Source organism: Pseudomonas sp. MG-9 (assembly GCF_018729515.1).
GTDB lineage: Bacteria > Pseudomonadota > Gammaproteobacteria > Pseudomonadales > Pseudomonadaceae > Aquipseudomonas > Aquipseudomonas serboccidentalis.
The window spans coordinates 248,012-268,520 of sequence record NZ_JAHHZH010000002.1 but is presented as its reverse complement, the minus strand read 5'-3'; the positions used below and the strand labels follow the sequence as shown (position 1 = coordinate 268,520).

Annotated in this window: 19 protein-coding genes; 9 read left to right on the top strand and 10 right to left on the bottom strand. The window is 59.0% G+C overall.

Going from position 1 to position 20,509, the window contains the following annotated elements:
- Positions 1–5: 5 nt before the first annotated feature.
- From KKQ10_RS05860 to tssA, 5 genes are read right to left on the bottom strand one after another with little or no spacing between them, the layout of a single operon-like run.
- Positions 6–530, bottom strand: a complete 525-nt coding sequence (locus KKQ10_RS05860; RefSeq protein WP_102356312.1) for a PAAR domain-containing protein — start codon at positions 528–530, stop codon at positions 6–8.
- Between the two features lie 11 nt (positions 531–541).
- Positions 542–949 (bottom strand): type VI secretion system baseplate subunit TssE, encoded by a 408-nt coding sequence (gene tssE, locus KKQ10_RS05855; protein ID WP_003229582.1) that lies wholly within the window; start codon positions 947–949, stop codon positions 542–544.
- A gap of 9 nt (positions 950–958) precedes the next feature.
- On the bottom strand, positions 959–2,434 hold the full coding sequence (tssC, locus tag KKQ10_RS05850; RefSeq protein WP_215500525.1) for a type VI secretion system contractile sheath large subunit: 1,476 nt from the start codon (positions 2,432–2,434) through the stop codon (positions 959–961).
- A 25-nt stretch (positions 2,435–2,459) separates the two neighbouring features.
- The gene (tssB, locus tag KKQ10_RS05845) at positions 2,460–2,963 is read right to left on the bottom strand and encodes a type VI secretion system contractile sheath small subunit (RefSeq protein ID WP_215500524.1); all 504 of its coding nucleotides are present in this window, start codon (positions 2,961–2,963) and stop codon (positions 2,460–2,462) included.
- A 32-nt stretch (positions 2,964–2,995) separates the two neighbouring features.
- Positions 2,996–4,558, bottom strand: coding sequence for a type VI secretion system protein TssA (tssA, locus tag KKQ10_RS05840; protein WP_127648127.1), 1,563 nt, complete (start codon positions 4,556–4,558; stop codon positions 2,996–2,998).
- 715 nt (positions 4,559–5,273) lie between these two features.
- Here tssA and tssI point away from each other — a divergent pair.
- The 4 genes from tssI to KKQ10_RS05820 are packed head-to-tail and all read left to right on the top strand — an operon-like array spanning position 5,274 to position 10,670.
- Positions 5,274–8,627, top strand: coding sequence for a type VI secretion system tip protein TssI/VgrG (gene tssI, locus KKQ10_RS05835; RefSeq protein WP_215500523.1), 3,354 nt, complete (start codon positions 5,274–5,276; stop codon positions 8,625–8,627).
- Positions 8,620–9,288 carry a DUF2931 family protein gene (locus tag KKQ10_RS05830; protein ID WP_215500522.1) on the top strand — a complete coding sequence of 223 codons (669 nt, stop codon included), beginning with the start codon at positions 8,620–8,622 and terminating at the stop codon, positions 9,286–9,288. The genes tssI and KKQ10_RS05830 overlap by 8 nt, the downstream gene beginning before the upstream one ends.
- Positions 9,275–9,979 carry a DUF2931 family protein gene (locus KKQ10_RS05825; protein WP_215500521.1) on the top strand — a complete coding sequence of 235 codons (705 nt, stop codon included), beginning with the start codon at positions 9,275–9,277 and terminating at the stop codon, positions 9,977–9,979. The genes KKQ10_RS05830 and KKQ10_RS05825 overlap by 14 nt, the downstream gene beginning before the upstream one ends.
- The gene (locus tag KKQ10_RS05820; RefSeq protein ID WP_215500520.1) at positions 9,966–10,670 is read left to right on the top strand and encodes a DUF2931 family protein; all 705 of its coding nucleotides are present in this window, start codon (positions 9,966–9,968) and stop codon (positions 10,668–10,670) included. Before KKQ10_RS05825 ends, KKQ10_RS05820 begins: the two co-directional genes overlap by 14 nt.
- A gap of 428 nt (positions 10,671–11,098) precedes the next feature.
- Here KKQ10_RS05820 and KKQ10_RS05815 read toward each other — a convergent pair whose 3' ends face one another.
- The 4 genes from KKQ10_RS05815 to KKQ10_RS05800 form a co-directional block, all read right to left on the bottom strand.
- A complete protein-coding gene (locus tag KKQ10_RS05815; protein ID WP_215500519.1) occupies positions 11,099–12,373 on the bottom strand; it encodes a glycoside hydrolase family 68 protein in 1,275 nt (424 codons plus the stop codon).
- A 422-nt stretch (positions 12,374–12,795) separates the two neighbouring features.
- A complete protein-coding gene (locus KKQ10_RS05810) occupies positions 12,796–13,071 on the bottom strand; it encodes an HU family DNA-binding protein (RefSeq protein WP_003213368.1) in 276 nt (91 codons plus the stop codon).
- A gap of 190 nt (positions 13,072–13,261) precedes the next feature.
- Complete coding sequence (locus KKQ10_RS05805) at positions 13,262–14,410, bottom strand: NAD(P)/FAD-dependent oxidoreductase (protein WP_215500518.1); 1,149 nt, start codon at positions 14,408–14,410, stop codon at positions 13,262–13,264.
- Positions 14,411–14,430: 20 nt separating this feature from the next.
- On the bottom strand, positions 14,431–14,598 hold the full coding sequence (locus tag KKQ10_RS05800) for a rubredoxin (protein ID WP_003229600.1): 168 nt from the start codon (positions 14,596–14,598) through the stop codon (positions 14,431–14,433).
- A 199-nt stretch (positions 14,599–14,797) separates the two neighbouring features.
- On the opposite strand from KKQ10_RS05800, the gene KKQ10_RS05795 reads away from it, so the two are divergent.
- Together KKQ10_RS05795 and ubiA are read left to right on the top strand one after the other, a co-directional pair.
- Positions 14,798–15,358 (top strand): chorismate--pyruvate lyase family protein, encoded by a 561-nt coding sequence (locus KKQ10_RS05795; protein ID WP_127649605.1) that lies wholly within the window; start codon positions 14,798–14,800, stop codon positions 15,356–15,358.
- Positions 15,358–16,248, top strand: coding sequence for a 4-hydroxybenzoate octaprenyltransferase (gene ubiA, locus KKQ10_RS05790; RefSeq protein WP_127649604.1), 891 nt, complete (start codon positions 15,358–15,360; stop codon positions 16,246–16,248). The genes KKQ10_RS05795 and ubiA overlap by 1 nt, the downstream gene beginning before the upstream one ends.
- A 112-nt stretch (positions 16,249–16,360) precedes the next feature.
- Here ubiA and KKQ10_RS05785 read toward each other — a convergent pair whose 3' ends face one another.
- The gene (locus KKQ10_RS05785) at positions 16,361–16,744 is read right to left on the bottom strand and encodes a COG4315 family predicted lipoprotein (RefSeq protein WP_127649603.1); all 384 of its coding nucleotides are present in this window, start codon (positions 16,742–16,744) and stop codon (positions 16,361–16,363) included.
- A 151-nt stretch (positions 16,745–16,895) separates the two neighbouring features.
- Between KKQ10_RS05785 and phoB the strand changes: the two genes are divergently transcribed.
- The 3 genes from phoB (at position 16,896) to KKQ10_RS05770 (ending at position 20,473) form a co-directional block, all read left to right on the top strand.
- Positions 16,896–17,585, top strand: coding sequence for a phosphate regulon transcriptional regulator PhoB (phoB, locus tag KKQ10_RS05780; protein ID WP_007896474.1), 690 nt, complete (start codon positions 16,896–16,898; stop codon positions 17,583–17,585).
- Between the two features lie 137 nt (positions 17,586–17,722).
- On the top strand, positions 17,723–19,009 hold the full coding sequence (phoR, locus tag KKQ10_RS05775) for a phosphate regulon sensor histidine kinase PhoR (RefSeq protein ID WP_252191522.1): 1,287 nt from the start codon (positions 17,723–17,725) through the stop codon (positions 19,007–19,009).
- A 123-nt stretch (positions 19,010–19,132) separates the two neighbouring features.
- Entirely contained in the window at positions 19,133–20,473 is a 1,341-nt protein-coding gene (locus tag KKQ10_RS05770; RefSeq protein ID WP_003229612.1) for a hemolysin family protein, read from the top strand.
- Positions 20,474–20,509 lie beyond the last annotated feature (36 nt).

The following is a 20,509-nucleotide window of genomic DNA, read 5'->3' as shown; positions in this document are numbered from 1 at the left end:
GTCCCTCAAGCAATCACGAGCGAAGACTGTTCTTCGACGATAAGCGTGACACTTTCAGCAAGGTGAGAAGCGATAGGCTTTGTTCGGCCTTGCGCATCAGTAACGCCCTTGACCTCCTTACCGGAGGCTGTACGCAATGTGTATGACCGGTCAGCAACCGGTGCTCCGTTTCTAGGATTACGAACCACAAAGTGCTGGCTGAACGGCCACTGAATCTCCACCGGCAACGGCGGCACAAATGGCGCCGGTGTATGCGAGTTGCCGATAATCACCGTTCCGGAACCCGCCGTAACCTTGTTGCCATGCGTACCTTCAGAATCAACAGTGACAGCAGACTTGCCGTTGATTTTCACCGTCGTGGCCAAACCGCCGACCATCGCACCACCACACGCAGAGGCATCGCCTTCACGGGCGGCCGCGAGGCCGTCGAAGAACACGTCGCCGGAACCGGCGGCGATCGGGTTGGTGCCGTGGCCGGGGAGCGGGCAAGCGGTGGGGTCGGATACGCGTGCTGCGGGTTTGCCAGACATCGAGAATCTCCTTAGGTGACCTTCACTTGTCCGCTGCCATCCAGGCGCGCGGAAAAACTGACCTGACGCTTGAAACCCTCGACTTCCAGCAGGCCTTCGATACTGAAGGCCAGACGAAGCTGGTCGTGGTCACGCGGCAGGGAAATGACACGCACATTGCTCAGGCGCGGCTCGTAGGCTTCGATGAAGCTTTCGATGGCCAGGCGGGCCTGACTCAGGGAGTCGTGCAGGCTCAGGCGCATGTCATTGAGATCGGGCAACCCGTAGTCGGACAGCGTTTGCACGCTGCCCGCCCGGGTGCTGAGCATTTTGGCCAGATGGGCAGCCACCGACGCCATGGCAGAAGCCTCGAGGCTCCTGCCCTTGCGTAGTTCCGCATCGCCGTTGAGGCGTTCGAAAAGGCTGCCGTATCCGTCCATGAGTCGCTCTTACTCTTTGTCCAGCTTGCCAACCAGCGACAGGGTGAAATCGGCACCCATGTACTTGAAGTGCGGGCGCACGTTCAGGCTGACGCGGTACCAGCCCGGCTCGCCTTCAACGTCGCTGACGATCACTTGCGCAGCGCGCAGCGGACGACGGCCACGCACTTCGGCGCTCGGGTTTTCCTGGTCGGCCACGTACTGGCGGATCCACTTGTTCAGTTCCAGCTCGAGGTCGGTACGCTCTTTCCACGAACCGAGTTGCTCGCGCTGCAGCACTTTCAGGTAGTGAGCCAGGCGGTTGACGATCATCATGTACGGCAGTTGGGTGCCGAGCTTGTAGTTCAGCTCTGCCGCCTTGCCTTCTGCGCTGATGCCGAAGAACTTCGGCTTCTGCACCGAGCTTGCGGAGAAGAACGCCGCGTTGTCGGAGCCTTTGCGCATGGTCAGGGAGATGAAGCCTTCCTCGGCCAGTTCGTATTCACGACGGTCGGAGACCAGAACCTCGGTAGGGATCTTGGTTTCGATTTCGCCCATGCTTTCGAAGTGGTGCAGCGGCAGGTCTTCAACCGCGCCACCGCTCTGTGGGCCGATGATGTTCGGGCACCAGCGGAATTTGGCGAAGCTGTCGGTCAGCTTGCTGCCGAACGCGAACGCGGTGTTGCCCCACAGGTAGTGCTCGTGGCTGTTGGCAACGGTTTCCTTGTACACGAACGACTTGACCGGGTTTTCTTCCGGATCGTACGGGTTACGCAGCAGGAAGCGCGGCACGGTCAGGCCAACGTAGCGGGAGTCTTCCGACGTACGGAAGCTCTGCCATTTGGCGAATTGCGGGCCTTCGAAGTGGTCTTTCAGATCTTTCAGATCCGGCAGGCCGGTGAAGCTTTCCAGACCGAAGAATTTCGGGCCGGCCGCCGCGATGAACGGCGCGTGGGACATGCAGGATACGCTGGCCACGTACTGCATCAGCTTCACGTCCGGGGAGCTTGGGGACATGTAGTAGTTGGCGATGATCGCGCCAACCGGCTGACCACCGAACTGGCCGTATTCAGCGGTGTAGATGTGCTTGTACAGGCCCGACTGCATGACTTCCGGCGAATCTTCGAAATCGTCCAGCAGGTCTTCTTTGGAGACGTTGAGGATTTCGATCTTGATGTTTTCGCGGAAGTTGGTGCGGTCGACCAGCAACTGCAGACCACGCCACGAGGATTCCAGGGCCTGGAAGTCCGGGTGGTGCAGGATTTCGTCCATCTGACGGCTGAGCTTGGCATCGATCTCGGCGATCATGCGGTCAACCATGGCCTTCTTGACCGGCTCACCGTTGTTCTGCGGCTTGAGCAGTTCTTCGATGAACGCCGACACACCGCGTTTGGCGATGTCGTAGGCTTCGTCGTCCGGAGTCAGACGGGTTTCGGCGATGATGCTGTCGAGAATGCTGTATTCGCCGCTGGCGGCGCTCTTCTCTTGTGCTGCGCTAGTGCTCATTGTGTTGGCTTCCTTGGCTGGAGTCTCAGGCGTCCGGGGCTGCGGCGTTCAGGCCCAGCTCACCGAGTACGCGACCGCGGGATTCGTCGTCGGCGAGCACGCCTTCGATCGCTTTACGGAACGCAGGCGCGTTACCCAGCGGGCCTTTGAGGGCCACCAGCGCATCGCGCAGTTCCATCAGTTTTTTCAGCTCAGGCACTTGCTCGACCAGGCTGGCCGGGTTGAAGTCCTTCATCGAATTGACGCGCAGTTGCACAGCCAGCTCGTCGGCCTCGCCATCTTTTTGCAGACGGTTTGGCACGCTCAGCGTCAGACCCAGTTCTTGCTTGGCCAACACTTCGTCGAAGGTCATCTTGTCGATGCTGATCGGCTTGCGATCTTCGATTTTGCGATCGTCCTTGCGGTGGGTGTAGTCACCGATTGCCAGCAGTTTCAGCGGCAGTTCAATCTCTTCCTGAGCACCGCCAGTGGCGGGTTTGAAGGTGACGTTGATGCGTTCCTTGGGGGCTACCGAGCCTTCTTTGGCCATGGCTTTTCTCCTTGCGGTTGTGGCCCTGGGGCCTATTCGAGTACCACTTCGAGGTCGAGGTGGCACAGCCTGCGATAAATCTCTTCCTTGCGTTCACGCACTGCATGGTTCTGCGGTAACAACTCGCAGCAACTGTGCAGCAGGTGCAGCACTTCCAATGCAAGATCGGGCTCCCAGGCGTGCAGGCCTGAGTCCTGTAATGTCTGATCGAGGGTCTCGAGCTGGTTCTTGGCCAGTTCGTACTTCTTGGCCATGAAGCACAGCCGGGCAAGGGCGAACTGCCAGAAAAACCGCTCGCGCCCACCGTGGGCCGATTGCAGCCCTTGCTTGAGCGTCTGCACGGCAGGCTTCAGGCCTTCCTTGCGCAGCAGCGGCAGCACTTCCTGCAAGGCCTTTTCCCAGGCGGGCTGGGTTTCGACGTCGTCGGTTTCGACCTTGCGCGGCGCACTGGCGCTTTGCAGGTGCGGCATGACATTGCCGGCGATCCACGCCCGGGTGGACGGATCGGCAAACGGCGCGCCGTCATGGAAACGACATTCGATGATGCCGGGCAGGCGCTGAACCAAAAGCGCGAAGTGGATTTCCACTTCGCGCATTGCCATCTCGGCGTTGAGGTTCTGGAGACATTCCCAGACCATCCTCTGGCCATCGAACCAGAACGGCGCCTTCGCCAGACTCGCCTCCAGTTCCACCAGCAGGTCGGCGTATTTGCCCTGATCGAATCGGTCCTGGTACTGCTTGAGTTTGTCGACAGGCAGGCCGCGCAGCACGGTGATCTGCTCGGCGTTGCGCTCGGGCACCGCGTCGATCGGCAGCCAAAGCAAGGTGCGGTTCAGGCGCAGGGCGCGCAGGTCGGTAGCCTTCTGCTTGAGCCACCAGGCACACAACGGGCGGGCGCTTTCCTGCTGGGCGCGCAAGGCCTTGTAGGCGTCCTTCTCGTTGTCGATCGGGGCGCCGGGCGTGAGCAACTGGCTCGCGGCCTGCTTGACCTGCGCCACCGCCGCGCCCACCACACCGGGGGCCGGCTGGTTGTCGGCCGCACGCTGGATCATGGTTTTCAGGCGACGGGAGAGCGGCAGCAGCAGCGGCGCATCGTCGCCCAGGTGCTGGGTGCAAGCGGCATCGAGGCCGGCCAGGTGCTCGGACAACTGCCGGAACATCGGCAGCTGTTCCTTGATCGCGATGTTTTCGGTGAGCACCTGCTCCAGGCGCGGCACCAGCCAGCCGATGGCGGCGGCACGGGTGCGGGGTTTGAGCGGATGAACGTCGGCCCAGTTGTTTTCCGACAAATGGTGCAGCAAGCCGAGGCCGGCCAGCAGCCCGGGGAAGGATTCACGCTGGTACAGCGACCAGGTCAGCCAGGCGCCGACCCGCAAATCCTTGGATTGGGTACGCAGCAGGTTTTCGCTGTTTTCACGGATTTTCAGCCAGTCGATCTGCCCGCTTTCGTGCATCGACGAGGCTTTGGCCAGCTCGCTCTCCAGCGCCTCGAATTCGCTCGAAAAACGAACGTCCTCGCCCGCGAAATTCTCTTTGGAAACAGAGACTTTTGCGAGTTCGAGGTAATGGGCGGAAAGTTTGCTTGAGTAGGACATCCATGGCCTTTATTTAGGATTACAGTCATGCGCCTATTGGAGTTGCAGCGGCGCGGGACAGTATCGAAGAGCAGTAAAGCGACTCATCCAATTGAGATGTGCTCTTTCAAGTGGGCGCATCGTAATCACTATGATGGCCACTAGCAAGCATCTGGTTAAACAACAAGACGAAGTGTTCATTGGGCTGTGTAGGAGATCGCCCTATATGTGGCAGGGGAATCCCTGATAGCGATTTATATGGCACGCATTTGCCCTCCCCCCTCAGAACCCTTGATCCAGAGCGGCCCGCCCCAACCTGAGCGTTTCGATCCGAACGCCCGTCCCGTTACTCGGCGGCAAGCATGACAATTCTTGGAAAAAATAGAAGTAGGACACTTCCGAAAATCCGATGAGCTTTTTAAAAATTTACCGGAGACAATGACACAGAATAAAAGTGCCATCAATTTGATGTCATTTCATTTTTCTGAAACTTTTACCGCCTCGAGAAAAACTGTACTTCAGTGCTAACTCAATAATTATCGACGTGACTTCCTACAGTCATTTCCCCCGATCCGCACGACACTTTCACGCCCGGAACGCTCTGACGAATGTCAGAGATACTTCTTACATCAATTTATTTCCTGCGTTGCTAGCGTGCCTTGGCAAATTCTTTTCGCGTGGCGATCAGGGACGATCGAACACCGCGCATCGACTCACGTTGCTTAAGGACAAGCGTATGTTCAGCACGGGCAGTTGCGCGCTGTTTACCCTGCAAATTCCCGGAGTTCGCCACGACTTCAAGGTGCTCGCGTTCGCTGGTGATGAAGCCATCAGCAGCCTTTACGCTATCCGGATCGAGCTGGTCAGCGAGCGAGCGGATATCGATCTGGAAGGCCTGCTGAGTCAGCCGGCGTTTCTGCAATTCGGGTTCAACAACGAAGGTATTCACGGGCGTATTGAAGATGTGCGAGCGGGTGAAAGCGGAAAACGCCTGAGCCACTATGAGCTGACGCTGGTGCCTGCGTTGCATTACTTGCAGTTCAGCCAGGATCAGCGGATTTTTCAGCAGCGTACGGTGCCGCAGATCATCGCGCAGGTGCTCAAGCGTCATGGCATTCAAGGTGATGCGTTTACCTTTCATGTCACCCCGAACCCGCCACGCGACTATTGCACTCAGTACGCGGAAAGCGACTTTGAATTCATTCAGCGTCTGTGTGCCGAGGACGGGATCGCCTGGCATCACCAGCACTCGGCTGACGGCCATTTGCTGGTGTTCACCGATGACCAGGTGTTTCTTCCGAAGTTGGCTGCGACGCCATATCAGCAGGAATCCGGCATGGTGGCCGAGCATCGGGTGATCAGCCGATTCCGTGTGCGCAACAGCACTCGCACCAGCACTGTCACCCGTCGTGACTACGACCTGAAACGCCCGAGTCTGTTGCTTGAAAGCCGCTTCACCGCCGGGTTCACTCCAACCCTGGAGGACTACCGTTATCCACTGCTGATCGAAAACGAGAAGCGCGGCAAGCAAATTGCCCGTCAGGCACTGGAGCGCCACCGTAGCGATTACGAACGGGGCGACGGAGAAAGCGATCAGACGAATCTGCGTTGCGGTCACTTGTTTGAGCTAACCGGACACCCGCGTAAACAGTGCAACGACCTGTGGCTTCTGCTGAGCGTTGCCCATGAAGGCCGACAGCCACAAGTGCTTGAGGAGTCCAGCACCAGCGACGTCAAAACCGCCGATGGCTTTACCCAAGGCTACCGAAATCGCTTTAGCGTGATTCCCGCCGAGGTGGTGTTCAGGCCTGCGCTGCCGGCGCCACGCCGTCCGCTGGTGACTCAGACCGCACGGGTTACCGGCCCCGAAGGCGAAGAGATTTACTGCGATGAGTTCGGTCGCGTGAAGATAGAACTGCCCTGGGATCGCACAGAACTCAACAGTGAGCGCAGCAGTTGCTGGGTACGCGTGGCGAGCAGTTGGGCCGGGGATCATTTCGGTGCCGTGACTCTTCCGCGCATAGGCATGGAAGTCGTGGTGACCTTTCTGGAGGGCGATCCGGACAAACCGCTGATCACCGGTTGTGTGGCCAACAGAGTTACAGCGCCGCCCTACTCTTTACCCGAGCACAAGACCAGAACCGTCTTGCGCAGCCAAAGCACGCCGCGCAATGGCGGATACACCGAACTGTCGATCGAGGATCGCGCCGGGCAGGAACTGATCTACCTGCACGCGCAACGCGACATGGCCCGGAAAGTCGGCCACGACAGTCAACTGGAAGTAGGCAACGAACGACGCGAGAGCATCAACGGCAACAGCCTGACGAACGTTGGTAAAAACCTCGACCTCCAAGCCGGTCTACACGTGCTGCTCAAGGCCGGAGCCAATGTGGTGCTGGACGCCGGAGCCAGCATCACGTTGAAAGCCGGCGGCCACCATATCGTGATCGACGCTGACGGCATTTTCAGCAGCACCGAAATCGAGACCGGCGGCAAACTTCGCAACAGTGCAGGCGCCAGTCTGCTGCCGATGCTGGATGGCGCATTACCCGCCGAGTCAGCCCTCCCGCCAAAGGCCCTTGTGGAGGACGAGCTCGAAGAAGAGGAGGAAGAAGTCGATCTGGAGGACGAGGTGCCGGATGGGGTTACCTTGCACATCGGCGTGTTTTTCGATGGTACGGGGAACAATAAAGCCAACAGCGAGACGGTCGCCGCTTGCTACGCCCCGGATGCCAACCTCGCGGAAGCGGCCGAAGAGATACAGAAACACTGCGCCGCCTATGGCTATGACGGGAATGGGAGTTCGCCGGATAACAGTTATGGGAATGATGTGAGCAATATTGCGAGGTTGTATGAGTTGTATACGGATCATGCCTTCGAAGCACTACCGGGGAATGCAAAAAACGCTTCTTTGCGTGTGTACATCGAAGGTATTGGCACTACAGCTGACGGGAACGACTCACTTTACTCACAAGCAACGGGCAGAGGTGATACAGGAGTCTCAGCTCGCGTGGAACAGAGCCCTGAAAAAATCATTGGTCGAATGCGGTTACTGATGGAAAAGAACCCCAACTTGCTAATTGAAAAAATCGAGTTCGATATCTTCGGTTTCAGTCGAGGTGCAGCATCTGCTCGACACTTTGTAAATGAGGTGCTCAAGGGCGAGCGCAGTATTCTTGCAAGTGCCGTGCCGGCCGGTTCTCCAGCATTATCCAGCAGCTTTGATTGGCACCCACAATCGAGCATCACCATTAATTTCATTGGCCTGTTTGACACCGTCGCAGCAATCGCCAACCCATGGCTGTTCGACTTTACCGGTACCAATAGCAGAAACCCCGGCGTCAATTTGAAACTCCCGGACGGCTGTGCCAACAAGGTGGTGCATCTGGTTGCACGTGACGAATTCCGTGAAAACTTCGCGCTTAACAGCCTGGGTGACATCGACCTGGTTTTGCCCGGCTCACACTCGGATCTGGGCGGCGGCTACTTGCCCAGAGCCAAGGAAAAACTTCTGTTGGGCAACCCGATCACCAGCACCATCGGCCAAAGCATGCTGGCGACCCGCAGTTCAGCCTACCTTGCTGCCGAAAAGGAAGCTTATTCCTGGTATGCAAAAGGTGTCATCGAAGATGACGGTTCGGGTAACGAACTGGGGGTGGCACTCTGGGAAAGAGCCTTGACGCAATCACCTGGAAAGGGGAAGCCCGACCAGGAACCTCAAAAACGGGTTTATGCGGCGGCGTGCATTGAACGCCCGGTACACGGTGAGCTGTCGCTGGTATATCTGCGCATCATGCGCGAACTTGCGGTCAGGCATGGCGTGCCACTTGAGGCGATTGACGACAATGACCCAAAACTGTCTCTGCCTGCGGAGTTGATCCCAATCCACACCAAGCTGGAGGCATATGCCATTGGGAAATCGTCCGTTGAAGGGCTGACAACCAAGGAAAGGGCGTTACTACGCAGTCGCTATATCCATCTTTCCGCTCACTGGAATGCTGCAAAGGGTCTGGACAGCAGCGACATGAACATTGTTTTTATCAACCGACCGACGAAAAACAAACAACGAGTGGTGCACCCCCATGAGTGACTGCACTCGATCTATCAAAAAAGCTATGAGCCTGGTTCTAGGTTTGTTATTGGCTGGCTGCGCACAAGGCCTGGCACAGTCATCGGAAGGAAAAACATGGTTTCTAGGTTTCGGAGCACCAGACTATATGGAGGTCTGGATTGAAACAGCCGACATTGTAGATGTCCGGGAGCGAGTGTTTCGGCGTGCGGGAGCAGGGATCGCATCGGTACGAAGGCCGCACGATAACCAGGGCACCCCAGTGGGCTGGCCTGACAGTCCCGGCAGCGGTGCCGGTCGCGACGTCATCGGCGCCGATCTACCCCGTTTGATCTACGTCCGCTGGCAATCCCTGGCTGAGCCGCAAACCTATGAGGCGTACATCGTCATCTCAGAATCGGCCCGGGAGATCATGCGCAAACCCGAAAAAGCTTTCTGCAGGGCTGATGGCAAATGGATCACCGACTACCGCAATGACATCGGTATTGGCTTGGCGCCCGGTGGCATTGCCAAGGTCTGGCTGGGCGGGCCCTGCTTGAAGGCAGTCGAGATTGCCCGCGTGGAGGGAACTATCAATCCGAAAGGCCCTTATGAAGGTAAATCCGGAGGAAAGCATCGTCCATTGTCCGAGGCATCCAAAGCCTACATCGACAAATTCGGCATTCCTTATGGTTCTTGGTAAAGACAATCCGGCCATCACGCCGAGGAAACCGACCCATCGCATCAAAAGATGCATAAGCCTGTTCTCATGGTTGCTATTGGCTGGCTGCACACAAAGCCACGCTCAATCGACTGCCAAACTTCCATGGTTCCTTGGTTTTTCAGCACCGGCCTATATGGAGGTATGGATCGAAACAGCGGATGTAGTGGATATCAAGGAACGAGTATTTCAACGTGCGGGAAGTGGCATTGCGTCTGTCCCTACGCCTCCGGACAATCAAGGCAAAGCCAGAGACTGGGTTAGTAACAATGGTGCAGGTAAAGGCAAGTATGTAACCGGTGCCGACCTGCCTCGCCTGATCTACGTGCGTTGGCAATCCCTGGCCGAACCCCAAACCTATGAGGCTTACATCGTCATTCCCGAGTCCGCCCGGGAAATCATGCGTAAACCTGAAAAGGCATTCTGCAATTTTGGCGCAGAATGGATCACCGAATCCCGCGACAACATAGGTATTGGGTTGGCACCCGGCGGCATAGTCAAAGCATGGCTTGCGGGAGCGTGCTTGAAGGCAATCGAGATTACTCGGGTCGAAGGTAACGTAGTAAAGCAAGGCCCGTATCAAGGGGAAAACGGGGGGCGGTATGCCTTGCCCATGTCATCGGAATCCAAAGCCTACATCGACAAATTTGGTGTCCCCTATGGTTCTTGGTAACGACAATCCGGTATTCACGCTGAGTAAACCGACCCATCGCATCAAAAGATGCATAAGCCTGCTCTCATGGTTGCTGTTGGCGAGTTGTGCACAAACCAACGCTCAACCGACTGACAAACAGCCATGGTTCCTCGGCTTTGGAGCACCGGACTACATGGAGGTCTGGATTGAAACAGCAGACGTTGTAGATGTCCGAGAGCGAGTGTTTCGGCGTGCAGGAGCAGGGATCGCATCGGTACGAAGGCCGCACGATAACCAGGGCACCCCAGTGGGCTGGCCTGACAGTCCCGGCAGCGGTGCCGGTCGCGACGTCATCGGCGCCGGCCTACCCCGTTTGATCTACGTCCGCTGGCAATCCCTGGCTGAGCCGCAAACCTACGAGGCGTACATCGTCATTTCAGAGTCGGCCCGGGAGATCATGCGCAAACCCGAAAAAGCTTTCTGCAGGGCTGATGGCAAATGGATCACCGACTACCGCGACGACATCGGTATTGGTCTGGCACCCGGCGGCATCGCCAAGGTCTGGCTGGGCGGGCCCTGCCTGAAGGCAATCGAGATTACTCGGGTCGAAGGCAGCGTAGTAAAGCAAGGCCCGTATCAAGGGGAAAATGGGGGGCGGTATGCCTTACCTCTATCACCGGAGTCCAAAGCCTACATCGACAAATTCGGCATTCCGTTTGGAAGCTGGTAAGGAGAGAACATCAAATGGATTCAAGAACATTATTTTTGGCAGCGCTTATGTGGTTGCCTTTTGCTGACGCCACGGAGCCCCGCCCATTAGAAGGGGATTATGACTTGTACGGAGCGATGAGCCGGAGATAGCGGCGATTCCCGCCAGGAAACAAAGTACTCCGCCCTCCATAAAAAAAGGTTCTTCCCGGAAAACCGTGAAGAACCTTTTTACAGATGCGCCAGACATGGCGAACAGGAGGCGGTAGCGGAGGGACGATACCCGTTACTGGCTGCATCCTTGCAGCCAGTAACGAAGGACTGTTGCTACACACTATTCAATGGGGCTTGCGATCAACGTCGCAGTGAATCAGGCGGGATATCTCGATCATATCCACAACGGTTTTTTCATCGACCCCAAACCCGCTGCCTGAAAGCCCTGTATCTCTATTATTTGAGCGTGACGTCCAGCATCGGCGGGATATAGCCGTAGTCGTACTCCGCCACCACGAACGTCTGCTGCCCTTTTATCTTCATGCCCACCGTCGGTGCCTCAGTGCCGCCGATACGAATCTGCGTGCCGGTTGCGTCGGTCGGTACGCTGTCGATAAAGGAGGTCACGAGGCCGTTGGGCATCACATAGTGCGAGTAGGTCTGGAACGGCTGCGAAGACGGGTTGCCCAGCACCAGGCCGGAACCGTTCAACGGCACGTAAGGGCCGAACAGCGAATCCGCGACAAAACCGTATACCCCGTCCGGCCCGGTCACACCGTCGGCATAGGTGAACGTATGGCTGATGGTGAACAGGTAGTACTTGCCGTCCTGGAACACGAAGTGCGGGCGTTCCGTCTGGTCGTTGACCCCCACGGCGGTCAGCAGCGGCGGTAGCATTTCCCAGTCGTCGCCGTCCGCATCACGGGCCACGGCGATGCCGACACAGGCAGTCTGAAAACGCGAGTTGCCGACGTTTTCATAACCCGGCGGCACATCGCCAATTTCCGCTTCGCCCACCTTGTGCGAGCCGCGCTCGCCGGCCACGTTGCCCTCGAACAACATATACAGCTTGCCATCCTTCGGGTCGCGGAATGGCCATGGGTCACGGAAGCCCCAAAAGGAGTTCTGTGCTTCGGTCTGGTACATCTTGCCGTCGGCCTCGAACAACGGCTTGACCTTCTCGAAGCCGACCATGCTGACGCCATGTTCGGTAGTCACCACCCGGCCCCGCACCTTGACGATGGTCGCGCCCGGGGTGACAGCGGTGTAATACAGGTCCACCTCACCCTGGTCGTTCAACAGGATCGGCGTACCGGCCCATTCGCGAGCGGTCGGCGAAACCCCTTCCGCCATCACACGGCCGCCGAGTTTCCAGTCCTTGCCGGTACGAGAAAACCAGTAGTACATCTTTGCCCGACCGTGGCGGTCGTTCCAGTCGCGGGTGATGTCGTAGTTGCCGTTCTCGTCGATGTACTCAGGGTCGTCTGGATGTCGATCAGCGGTCAGGGTGAAGATCACCGACCAGCCATCGACGGACGTCACGTTACCGTCCAGGTCGCGCAGCGGCATGGTGTCCCAGATGAACACTTCGTTGCTCAATACCGGGAAATCCGCACTGACCAGCGGCTGAGTGGTGGTGGGATCGTCCGCACGGACTTTCAACGCATCAGCGCGGGTCCAGAGGCTGGATTGATGGGGGGTTTTGCCAAACTTTTCAGTGTTGCTTGTCATAGGGTAATACCTCGTCCATGAATGAATTCGAATAAATATTCGATCCAAAAAATACTGTATATGCATACAGCAAATTCACTTTAAGAGACTCGCTCCTGCGGGTCAACAAAAAAATGCATTTGTGCATAATTTGATATTTTTCTGAAGCTGATACGTTTCAGCTCGCGAGGTTTCCAGAAGTTCATTCGCGACCAGTTCGGCGACGTTGCTTGCAAAAGAGGGTTTTGAGCCGCTGGTCGATCGAGGGGGCGTCACTGATGCAACGGACGGGAGCAAGCCTGGGTGGATCAGTCATCTGAGTCGGCGCATCCTGCGCAAAACCCAGCAAGAGGCCGTGAAAAATCAAAAAAAATGGACACCCAACCTCGTTGGCGTGCCCATTTTTTATCCCGCTCACCCGCCAGGCGGGTAGTCGGTGCGTGTTACGGATTGACGCTGTCTTTCAACGACTTGCCTGGCTTGAAGGCGACGGTGTTGCTGGCCTTGATTTTGACTGGCTCACCGGTTTGCGGGTTTTTGCCGGTGCGGGCGCCGCGGTGGCGTTGCAGGAAGGTGCCGAAGCCCACCAGCGTGACGCTGTCCTTGCGGTGCAGAGCGCCGGTGATTTCTTCGAGGACGGCGTTGAGAACGCGGTTGGCCTGTTCTTTGGTCAGATCTGCTTTTTCAGCGATTGCAGCGGCGAGTTCTGGTTTACGCATTAGTGAAGCCCCTTTGACGGTTTTTTGTTGTTATGTCCGTGCTGTTCTCGTTGGAACAGCGCCCAAGGCGCCGCAGGCTCTACTCTGCGGCAGACGGGAGTGAGGATGGCACGCGGATACCGGCGGCGCCAGTCTCCCCGCGACCTTTGTAGGGGCAAAAGCGGGGTGATTCCGACAGAACGACCGGCATTTACGCCAGCAGGGCCGGAAGCTGTTTGTTCAGGGCGAGTTTTTCCATCACTGCCGCGCCGGTGAGCGCGTAGCCGAGCAACTGGCCATCGGCGCGGTGGCACAGGGCCTTGATGTCGGCGCCCTGCCCTTCGACGGTCCAGACACCTTCGCTGCCCCGTGGCGGGGGCGAAACGACCAACGGGCACACCGGGGTTTTCACAGTGATCGGCATCGGGCCGTAGCTCACGGCAGTCGGATTGCCGGCCAGGGTCTGTGCCAGCGCACGCGCACAGCTCATGAGGGGCATCACGTACAACAAGTTCAGCCCATCGACCTCGGCGCAGTCGCCCAGGGCGTAGATATTGGCGTGGGAGGTCTTCAGGTGCCGGTCGACAACCACACCGCGATTGACCTGCACCCCGGCAGCCGCCGCCAGATCGATGCGCGGACGCAGGCCGATGGCCGACACCACCACATCGCAGGCAATGACCTGACCGTCGGACAGATGCGCCTCCAGCCCGTCGGCAACCTTTTGCAGACGGGTCAGCACCGGGCCGAGGTGAAAACGCGCGCCCAGGCTTTCCAGCCCGGCCTGCACCGCTGCCGCAGCGGCCGGGTGCAGCAGCATCGGCATCACTTGCTCGCACGGCGCCACCAGTTGCACCTCGTAACCGCCGAGGATCAGGTCGTTGGCGAATTCGCAGCCGATCAGGCCCGCACCCAGCAGCAAGACGCGGCGCTTGCCCGCAGCGGCGGCGCGAAAGCGCGCGTAGTCTTCAAGATCGTTGATCGGGAATACCAGATCGGCGCCATCGCCCTCGATCGGCACACGCACGGTTTCTGCGCCCCAGGCGAGGATCAGGTCGCGGTAGTACACCGCTTCTTCGCCAATCCACAGGCGCTTGTGGCCGGCGTCGATGCCACTGATGCGCGTGTGGGTGCGCACTTCGGCCTTCAACTGCTCGGCCATGGTGCCGGGTTCGGCCATGCTCAGGCCGTCGGCGTCCTTGTTCTTGCCGAAACCGGTGGAGAGCATCGGCTTGGAGTAAGAGCGCCCGTCATCGGCGGTAATCAGCAGCAGCGGGGTTTCGCCATCGAGTTTGCGAAACTCCCGGGCCAGGTTGTAACCCGCAAGCCCGGTGCCGACGATTACGACAGGTGCGTTCATGCCTTACTCCTTGGTTTTTCTCAGTTGATTTCGATCATTTCGAAGTCCGACTTGCCCACGCCGCAATCCGGGCACAGCCAGTCTTCCGGCACGTCTTGCCACAGGGTGCCCGGCGCGATGCCGTCATCCGGCCAACCGTCGGCTTCGTTGTAGATCAGGCCGCAGACGATGCATTGCCACTTTTTCATTCAGGTACTTCCTCAGGGTTCAGGCTTTTGTCGGCGCGGACGGTCGATGGAGGGACGCTGCCATCCGGCTCAGGGCGTTTTGTACTGATGGTGCTGGGCAGATGCAAGCCTGTTCGGCGCAACGGCGCCCCGGATCAATCAAAATCGCAGCACGCCATGTTAAGCTCGCCGCCTCATTTGCGGCCAATAATGACTCATTGTGCACCATTCAAATGCCTGCCCGGCCCCGCTCTGGCTGACCCAAAGCCAACTGACGCCCCTTCCCGATTCGTTGACCCTGGACTGGTTGTTCGACGAAGGCTCGCTGACCCGCCGCCTGACACGGCTGTCCAATGACGGCTTCAGTGTCACGCCGTTATTCGAAGGCTGGGCCACCCTGCGCAGCGACGAATGCGCGGCGCTGGAGCTGGCTGAAAGCAGCGAAGGCTGGGTGCGCGAGGTGTATCTGCGCGGTCACGGCGAGGCCTGGGTGTTCGCCCGCAGTGTGGCGTCGCGTGCGGCCTTGCAAGGTGACGGCTTGCACATGGATGAACTGGGCAGCCGCTCGCTGGGCGAACTGCTGTTTTGCGATCATGCGTTTCAGCGTCGCGCCATTGAGGTCTGTCACTACCCGCAAGACTGGTTGCCGCCAGTATGCCGTGCGCCTGAACTGTGGGGTCGCCGCTCGCGCTTCGACCGTGGCGCCTTGAGCGTGCTGGTGGCGGAGATTTTCCTGCCGACCTTGTGGAGCGCGGCCCGCGCCCATCCGGAGAACTGCTGATGTACCAGAGCCTGCTCAAGTCCCTGAACCGCTTGAATCCGCGCGCCTGGGATTTCATTCAGCTCACGCGCATGGACAAGCCGATCGGCATTTACCTGCTGCTGTGGCCGACGCTGTGGGCGTTGTGGATTGCCGGCAAGGGCTCGCCATCGCTGGCCAATATCGTGATTTTCGTGCTCGGCGTGGTGCTGACCCGCGCCGGCGGCTGCGTGATCAACGACTGGGCCGATCGCAAGGTCGACGGCCACGTCAAACGCACCGCACAACGGCCGCTGGCCAGCGGCAAGATCAGTTCGAAAGAGGCGCTGGTGTTCTTCGCGCTGCTGATGGGTGTGAGCTTCCTGCTGGTGCTATGCACCAATGCGCCGACCATCTGGCTGTCGCTGGGCGGCCTGGCACTGGCGTTCACCTACCCGTTCATGAAGCGCTACACCTATTACCCGCAAGTGGTACTCGGCGCGGCATTCTCGTGGGGCATGCCGATGGCGTTCACCGCCGAGACCGGCGAACTGCCCGCCGCCGCCTGGCTGCTGTGGATCGCCAACCTGCTGTGGACGGTGGGTTACGACACCTATTACGCAATGACCGATCGTGACGACGACCTGACGATCGGCGTGAAATCCACGGCGATCCTGTTCGGCGATGCGGACCGAATAATCATCCTGACGCTGCAGGCGTTGTCGCTGGGTTGCCTGTTGCTGGCGGGGTCGAAGTTCGAGCTGGGGACGTGGTTCCACCTCGGTCTGCTGGTGGCGGCGGGTTGTTACGCGTGGGAGTTCTGGTACACCCGTGATCGCGACCGGATGCGTTGCTTCAAGGCGTTCTTGCACAACCATTGGGCCGGGTTGGCGATCTTTGTCGGGATCGTGCTGGATTACGCGTTGCGCTGAATGCCCCCCCTTGTAGGAGTGAGCCTGCTCGCGATGACGGTGTATCAGTTAACCGCAATGTGACTGATACACCGTCATCGCGAGCAGGCTTACTCCTACAGGGGATTTGCGTTTACTTGGCCTTGGCGACGTGCCAGGCGCCGTCCATTTTGCCCTCACCGGTCATGTCACCAGCCTTCTTGTCCATGACGAAGGTGTACAGCGGTTTGCCTTCGTAGGCCCATTGCATCTTGCCATCGTCACGCTTGATCACGGTCCAGTCGCCCATGGACTTGTCACCGGCCGTGGCCATCAGCGGTGGCCAGTTCGCAGCGCACTTGTCGTTGCACATGGACTTGCCCGCAGAGTCCTTGGCGAAGGTGTACAGGGTCATGCCCTTGTGATCGGTAAACATGCCGTCCTTTTCCATCGCCGGATCAGCGGCGAACGCCATCGATGGCAACGCCATGGCAGCGGCAAGCAGCAGGGCTTTGAAAGAAGCAGTCATTTGAGTCATGGAAACCTTCTTTTGTGGTTGTCAGGATTCGGACTTAGAGCTTAGTTCAGGATCACGCCAACCGCCGGGCGACTAAAATACTGTCACACGACTGCAATAATTCCGTTATCTAATGCGGCGCAAGACAGTTAAATGACAAGAGGATTAAGGCATGGTTGGCAGGAGCATTCTGATCGTCGACGACGAAGCGCCCATTCGCGAAATGATCGCCGTTGCGTTGGAAATGGCCGGCTATGACTGCCTCGAGGCAGAGAACTCGCAGCAGGCTCACGCCATCATCGTTGACCGCAAACCGGACCTGATCCTGCTCGACTGGATGCTGCCCGGCACCTCCGGCATCGAGCTGGCCCGACGCCTCAAGCGGGACGAGCTGACCGGGGACATCCCGATCATCATGCTCACCGCCAAGGGCGAAGAGGACAACAAGATCCAGGGCCTGGAAGTCGGCGCCGACGACTACATCACCAAGCCGTTCTCACCGCGCGAACTGGTCGCCCGCCTCAAGGCTGTGCTGCGCCGCGCCGGCCCGACCGATGGCGAAGCGCCGATCGAAGTCGGTGGCCTGCTGCTCGACCCGATCAGCCACCGCGTGACCATCGATGGCAAACCTGCCGAGATGGGCCCGACCGAATACCGTCTGCTGCAATTCTTCATGACCCACCAGGAACGCGCCTACACGCGCGGGCAATTGCTGGATCAGGTCTGGGGCGGCAACGTCTATGTTGAAGAGCGCACCGTCGACGTGCACATCCGGCGTCTGCGCAAGGCTCTCGGCGATGCTTACGAAAATCTGGTACAAACCGTGCGCGGCACCGGCTACCGGTTCTCCACAAAAGCATAAAAACAGCTGCAAGCTTCTAGCTACAAGCGGCGAGAAACAGCGAGCTGCTCTGACTTTTAGCTTGCAGCTTGAAACTTGAAGCTGCGGCTAAGGACGCCCTCGTGAATCAAAACTGGCATGGCACCCTGATTCGCCACATGCTGTTGCTGGTCACCGCCTGTCTGGTGATCGGCCTGATCACCGGCTATTACGGCTGGAGCCTCGCTGCAGGCCTGGGCCTTTACCTGGCCTGGACGCTCAAACAACTGCTGCGCCTGCACGAATGGCTGCGCCTGCACCAACCTGATGAAGCACCGCCCGACGGCTACGGCCTGTGGGGCGAGGTGTTCGACAGCATCTACCACCTGCAGCGCCGCGACCAACGGGTGCGCGGGCGCCTGCAAGCGGTGATCGACCGGGTGCAAGAGTCCACCGCCGCGCTGAAAGACGCAGTGATCATGCTCGACAGCGACGGCAACCTGGAATGGTGGAACCGCGCCGCCGAAACTCTGCTCGGCCTCAAGACCCCGCAGGACAGCGGCCAACCGGTGACCAACCTGGTGCGGCATCCACGCTTCAAGGAATACTTCGAGCAGGAAAGCTACGCCGAGCCGCTGGAAATCCCCTCGCCGACCAACGATCGCGTGCGCATTCAGCTGTACCTCACTCGCTACGGCAACAACGAACACCTGATGCTGGTGCGCGACGTCACGCGCATCCATCAGCTGGAGCAGATGCGCAAAGACTTCATCGCCAACGTGTCCCACGAACTGCGTACGCCACTGACGGTGATCTGCGGCTACCTGGAAACCCTGCTCGACAATGTCGAGGAAGTGAACCCGCGCTGGAGCCGCGCACTGCAGCAAATGCAGCAACAGGGCGGGCGCATGCAGACGCTGCTCAACGATCTGTTGCTGCTGGCGAAGCTGGAAGCCACCGATTACCCCTCGGACAACCAGCCGGTGCAGGTCGACACCCTGCTGCAATCGATCAAGAGCGACGCGCAGCAGTTGTCCGGGCAGAAAAACCAGACAATCACCCTCGACGCTGATGCGCGCATCCTGCTCAAGGGCAGCGAGGCGGAATTGCGCAGCGCGTTTTCCAACCTGGTGTTCAACGCCGTGAAGTACACCCCGGCCGAGGGCAACATCCGCATTCGCTGGTGGGGTGACGAGCAAGGTGCGCACCTGAGCGTGCAGGATTCGGGGATCGGCATCGACAGCAAACACCTGCCGCGCCTGACCGAGCGTTTCTATCGCGTCGACTCCAGCCGCAACTCCAATACCGGCGGCACCGGACTGGGCCTGGCGATCGTCAAACACGTGCTGCTGCGCCACCGCGCGCGAATGGAGATCAGCAGCGTGCCCGGTCACGGCAGCACGTTCACCTGCCATTTCGCCCCGGCCCAGGTGGCTCAGGTACGGGCGATCAGCACCGCCGAGTGATACCGGCCAGCACGCGCCACTAGGCAATCGCCATGTCAGCCGCTACATTGGCTGACTTGCGCCTGCCTTTCAGGCGCGATTTCTTCTCTCTTACGAATCACACGGAACCCGCAAAACTCCATCATGGACCCTTCCCCTGGCTTGTCCCTCGCAACAATATTCGCCGATTTCGGCATGATTCTTTTCGCTCTGATCCTGGTTTTGCTCAACGGCTTTTTCGTTGCGGCGGAATTCGCCATGGTCAAACTGCGCTCGACCCGGGTCGAGGCCATCGCCGACAAGAACGGCTGGCGCGGGCACATCCTGCGCACCGTGCACAGTCAGCTCGATGCGTACCTCTCGGCGTGTCAGCTCGGCATCACCCTCGCCTCCCTGGGCCTGGGCTGGGTCGGTGAGCCGGCGTTCGCACACATTCTCGAGCCGCTGCTGAGCGCGGTCGGCGTGCAATCGCCGGAAGTGGTCAAAGGCATTTCGTTCTTTACCGCGTTCTTCATCATTTCGTACCTGCACATCGTGGTCGGTGAGCTGGCACCCAAGTCGTGGGCGATCCGCAAACCCGAGCTGCTGTCGCTGTGGACGGCGGTGCCGCTGTACCTGTTCTACTGGGCGATGTACCCGGCGATCTACCTGCTTAACGCCAGCGCCAACGCGATTCTGCGTATCGCCGGCCAGGGCGAACCCGGCCCGCACCACGAACACCATTACAGCCGCGAAGAACTGAAACTGATCCTGCACTCCAGCCGTGGTCAGGACCCGAGCGACCAGGGCATGCGCGTACTGGCCTCGGCGGTGGAAATGGGCGAACTGGAAGTGGTCGACTGGGCCAACTCCCGGGAAGACCTGATCACTCTGGAATTCAACGCGCCGCTGAAAGAAATCCTGGCGATGTTCCGTCGCCACAAGTTCAGCCGTTACCCGGTGTACGACAGCGAGCGCCAGGAGTTCGTCGGCCTGCTGCACATCAAGGACCTGCTGCTGGAACTGGCAGCGCTGGACCACATTCCCGAGTCGTTCAACCTGGCTGAACTGACCCGCCCGCTGGAGCGTGTGTCGCGGCACATGCCGCTGTCGCAGCTGCTGGAGCAGTTCCGCAAGGGCGGCTCGCACTTCGCCGTGGTCGAGGAAGCCGACGGCAACATCATCGGCTACCTGACCATGGAAGACGTGCTGGAAGTGCTGGTGGGCGACATCCAGGACGAACACCGCAAGGCTGAACGCGGGATCCTCGCCTATCAGCCGGGCAAGCTGCTGGTGCGGGGCGATACCCCGCTGTTCAAGGTTGAACGCCTGCTCGGCATCGACCTCGACCACATCGAAGCCGAAACCCTCGCAGGACTCGTTTACGAGACCCTGAAACGGGTGCCGGAAGAGGAAGAAGTGCTGGAAGTCGAAGGCCTGCGGATCATCATCAAGAAAATGAAAGGGCCGAAGATTGTACTGGCCAAGGTGTTGATGCTGGATTGATGGGGGCTCTGGGGCTCCTGTGGTGAGGGGCTTGCC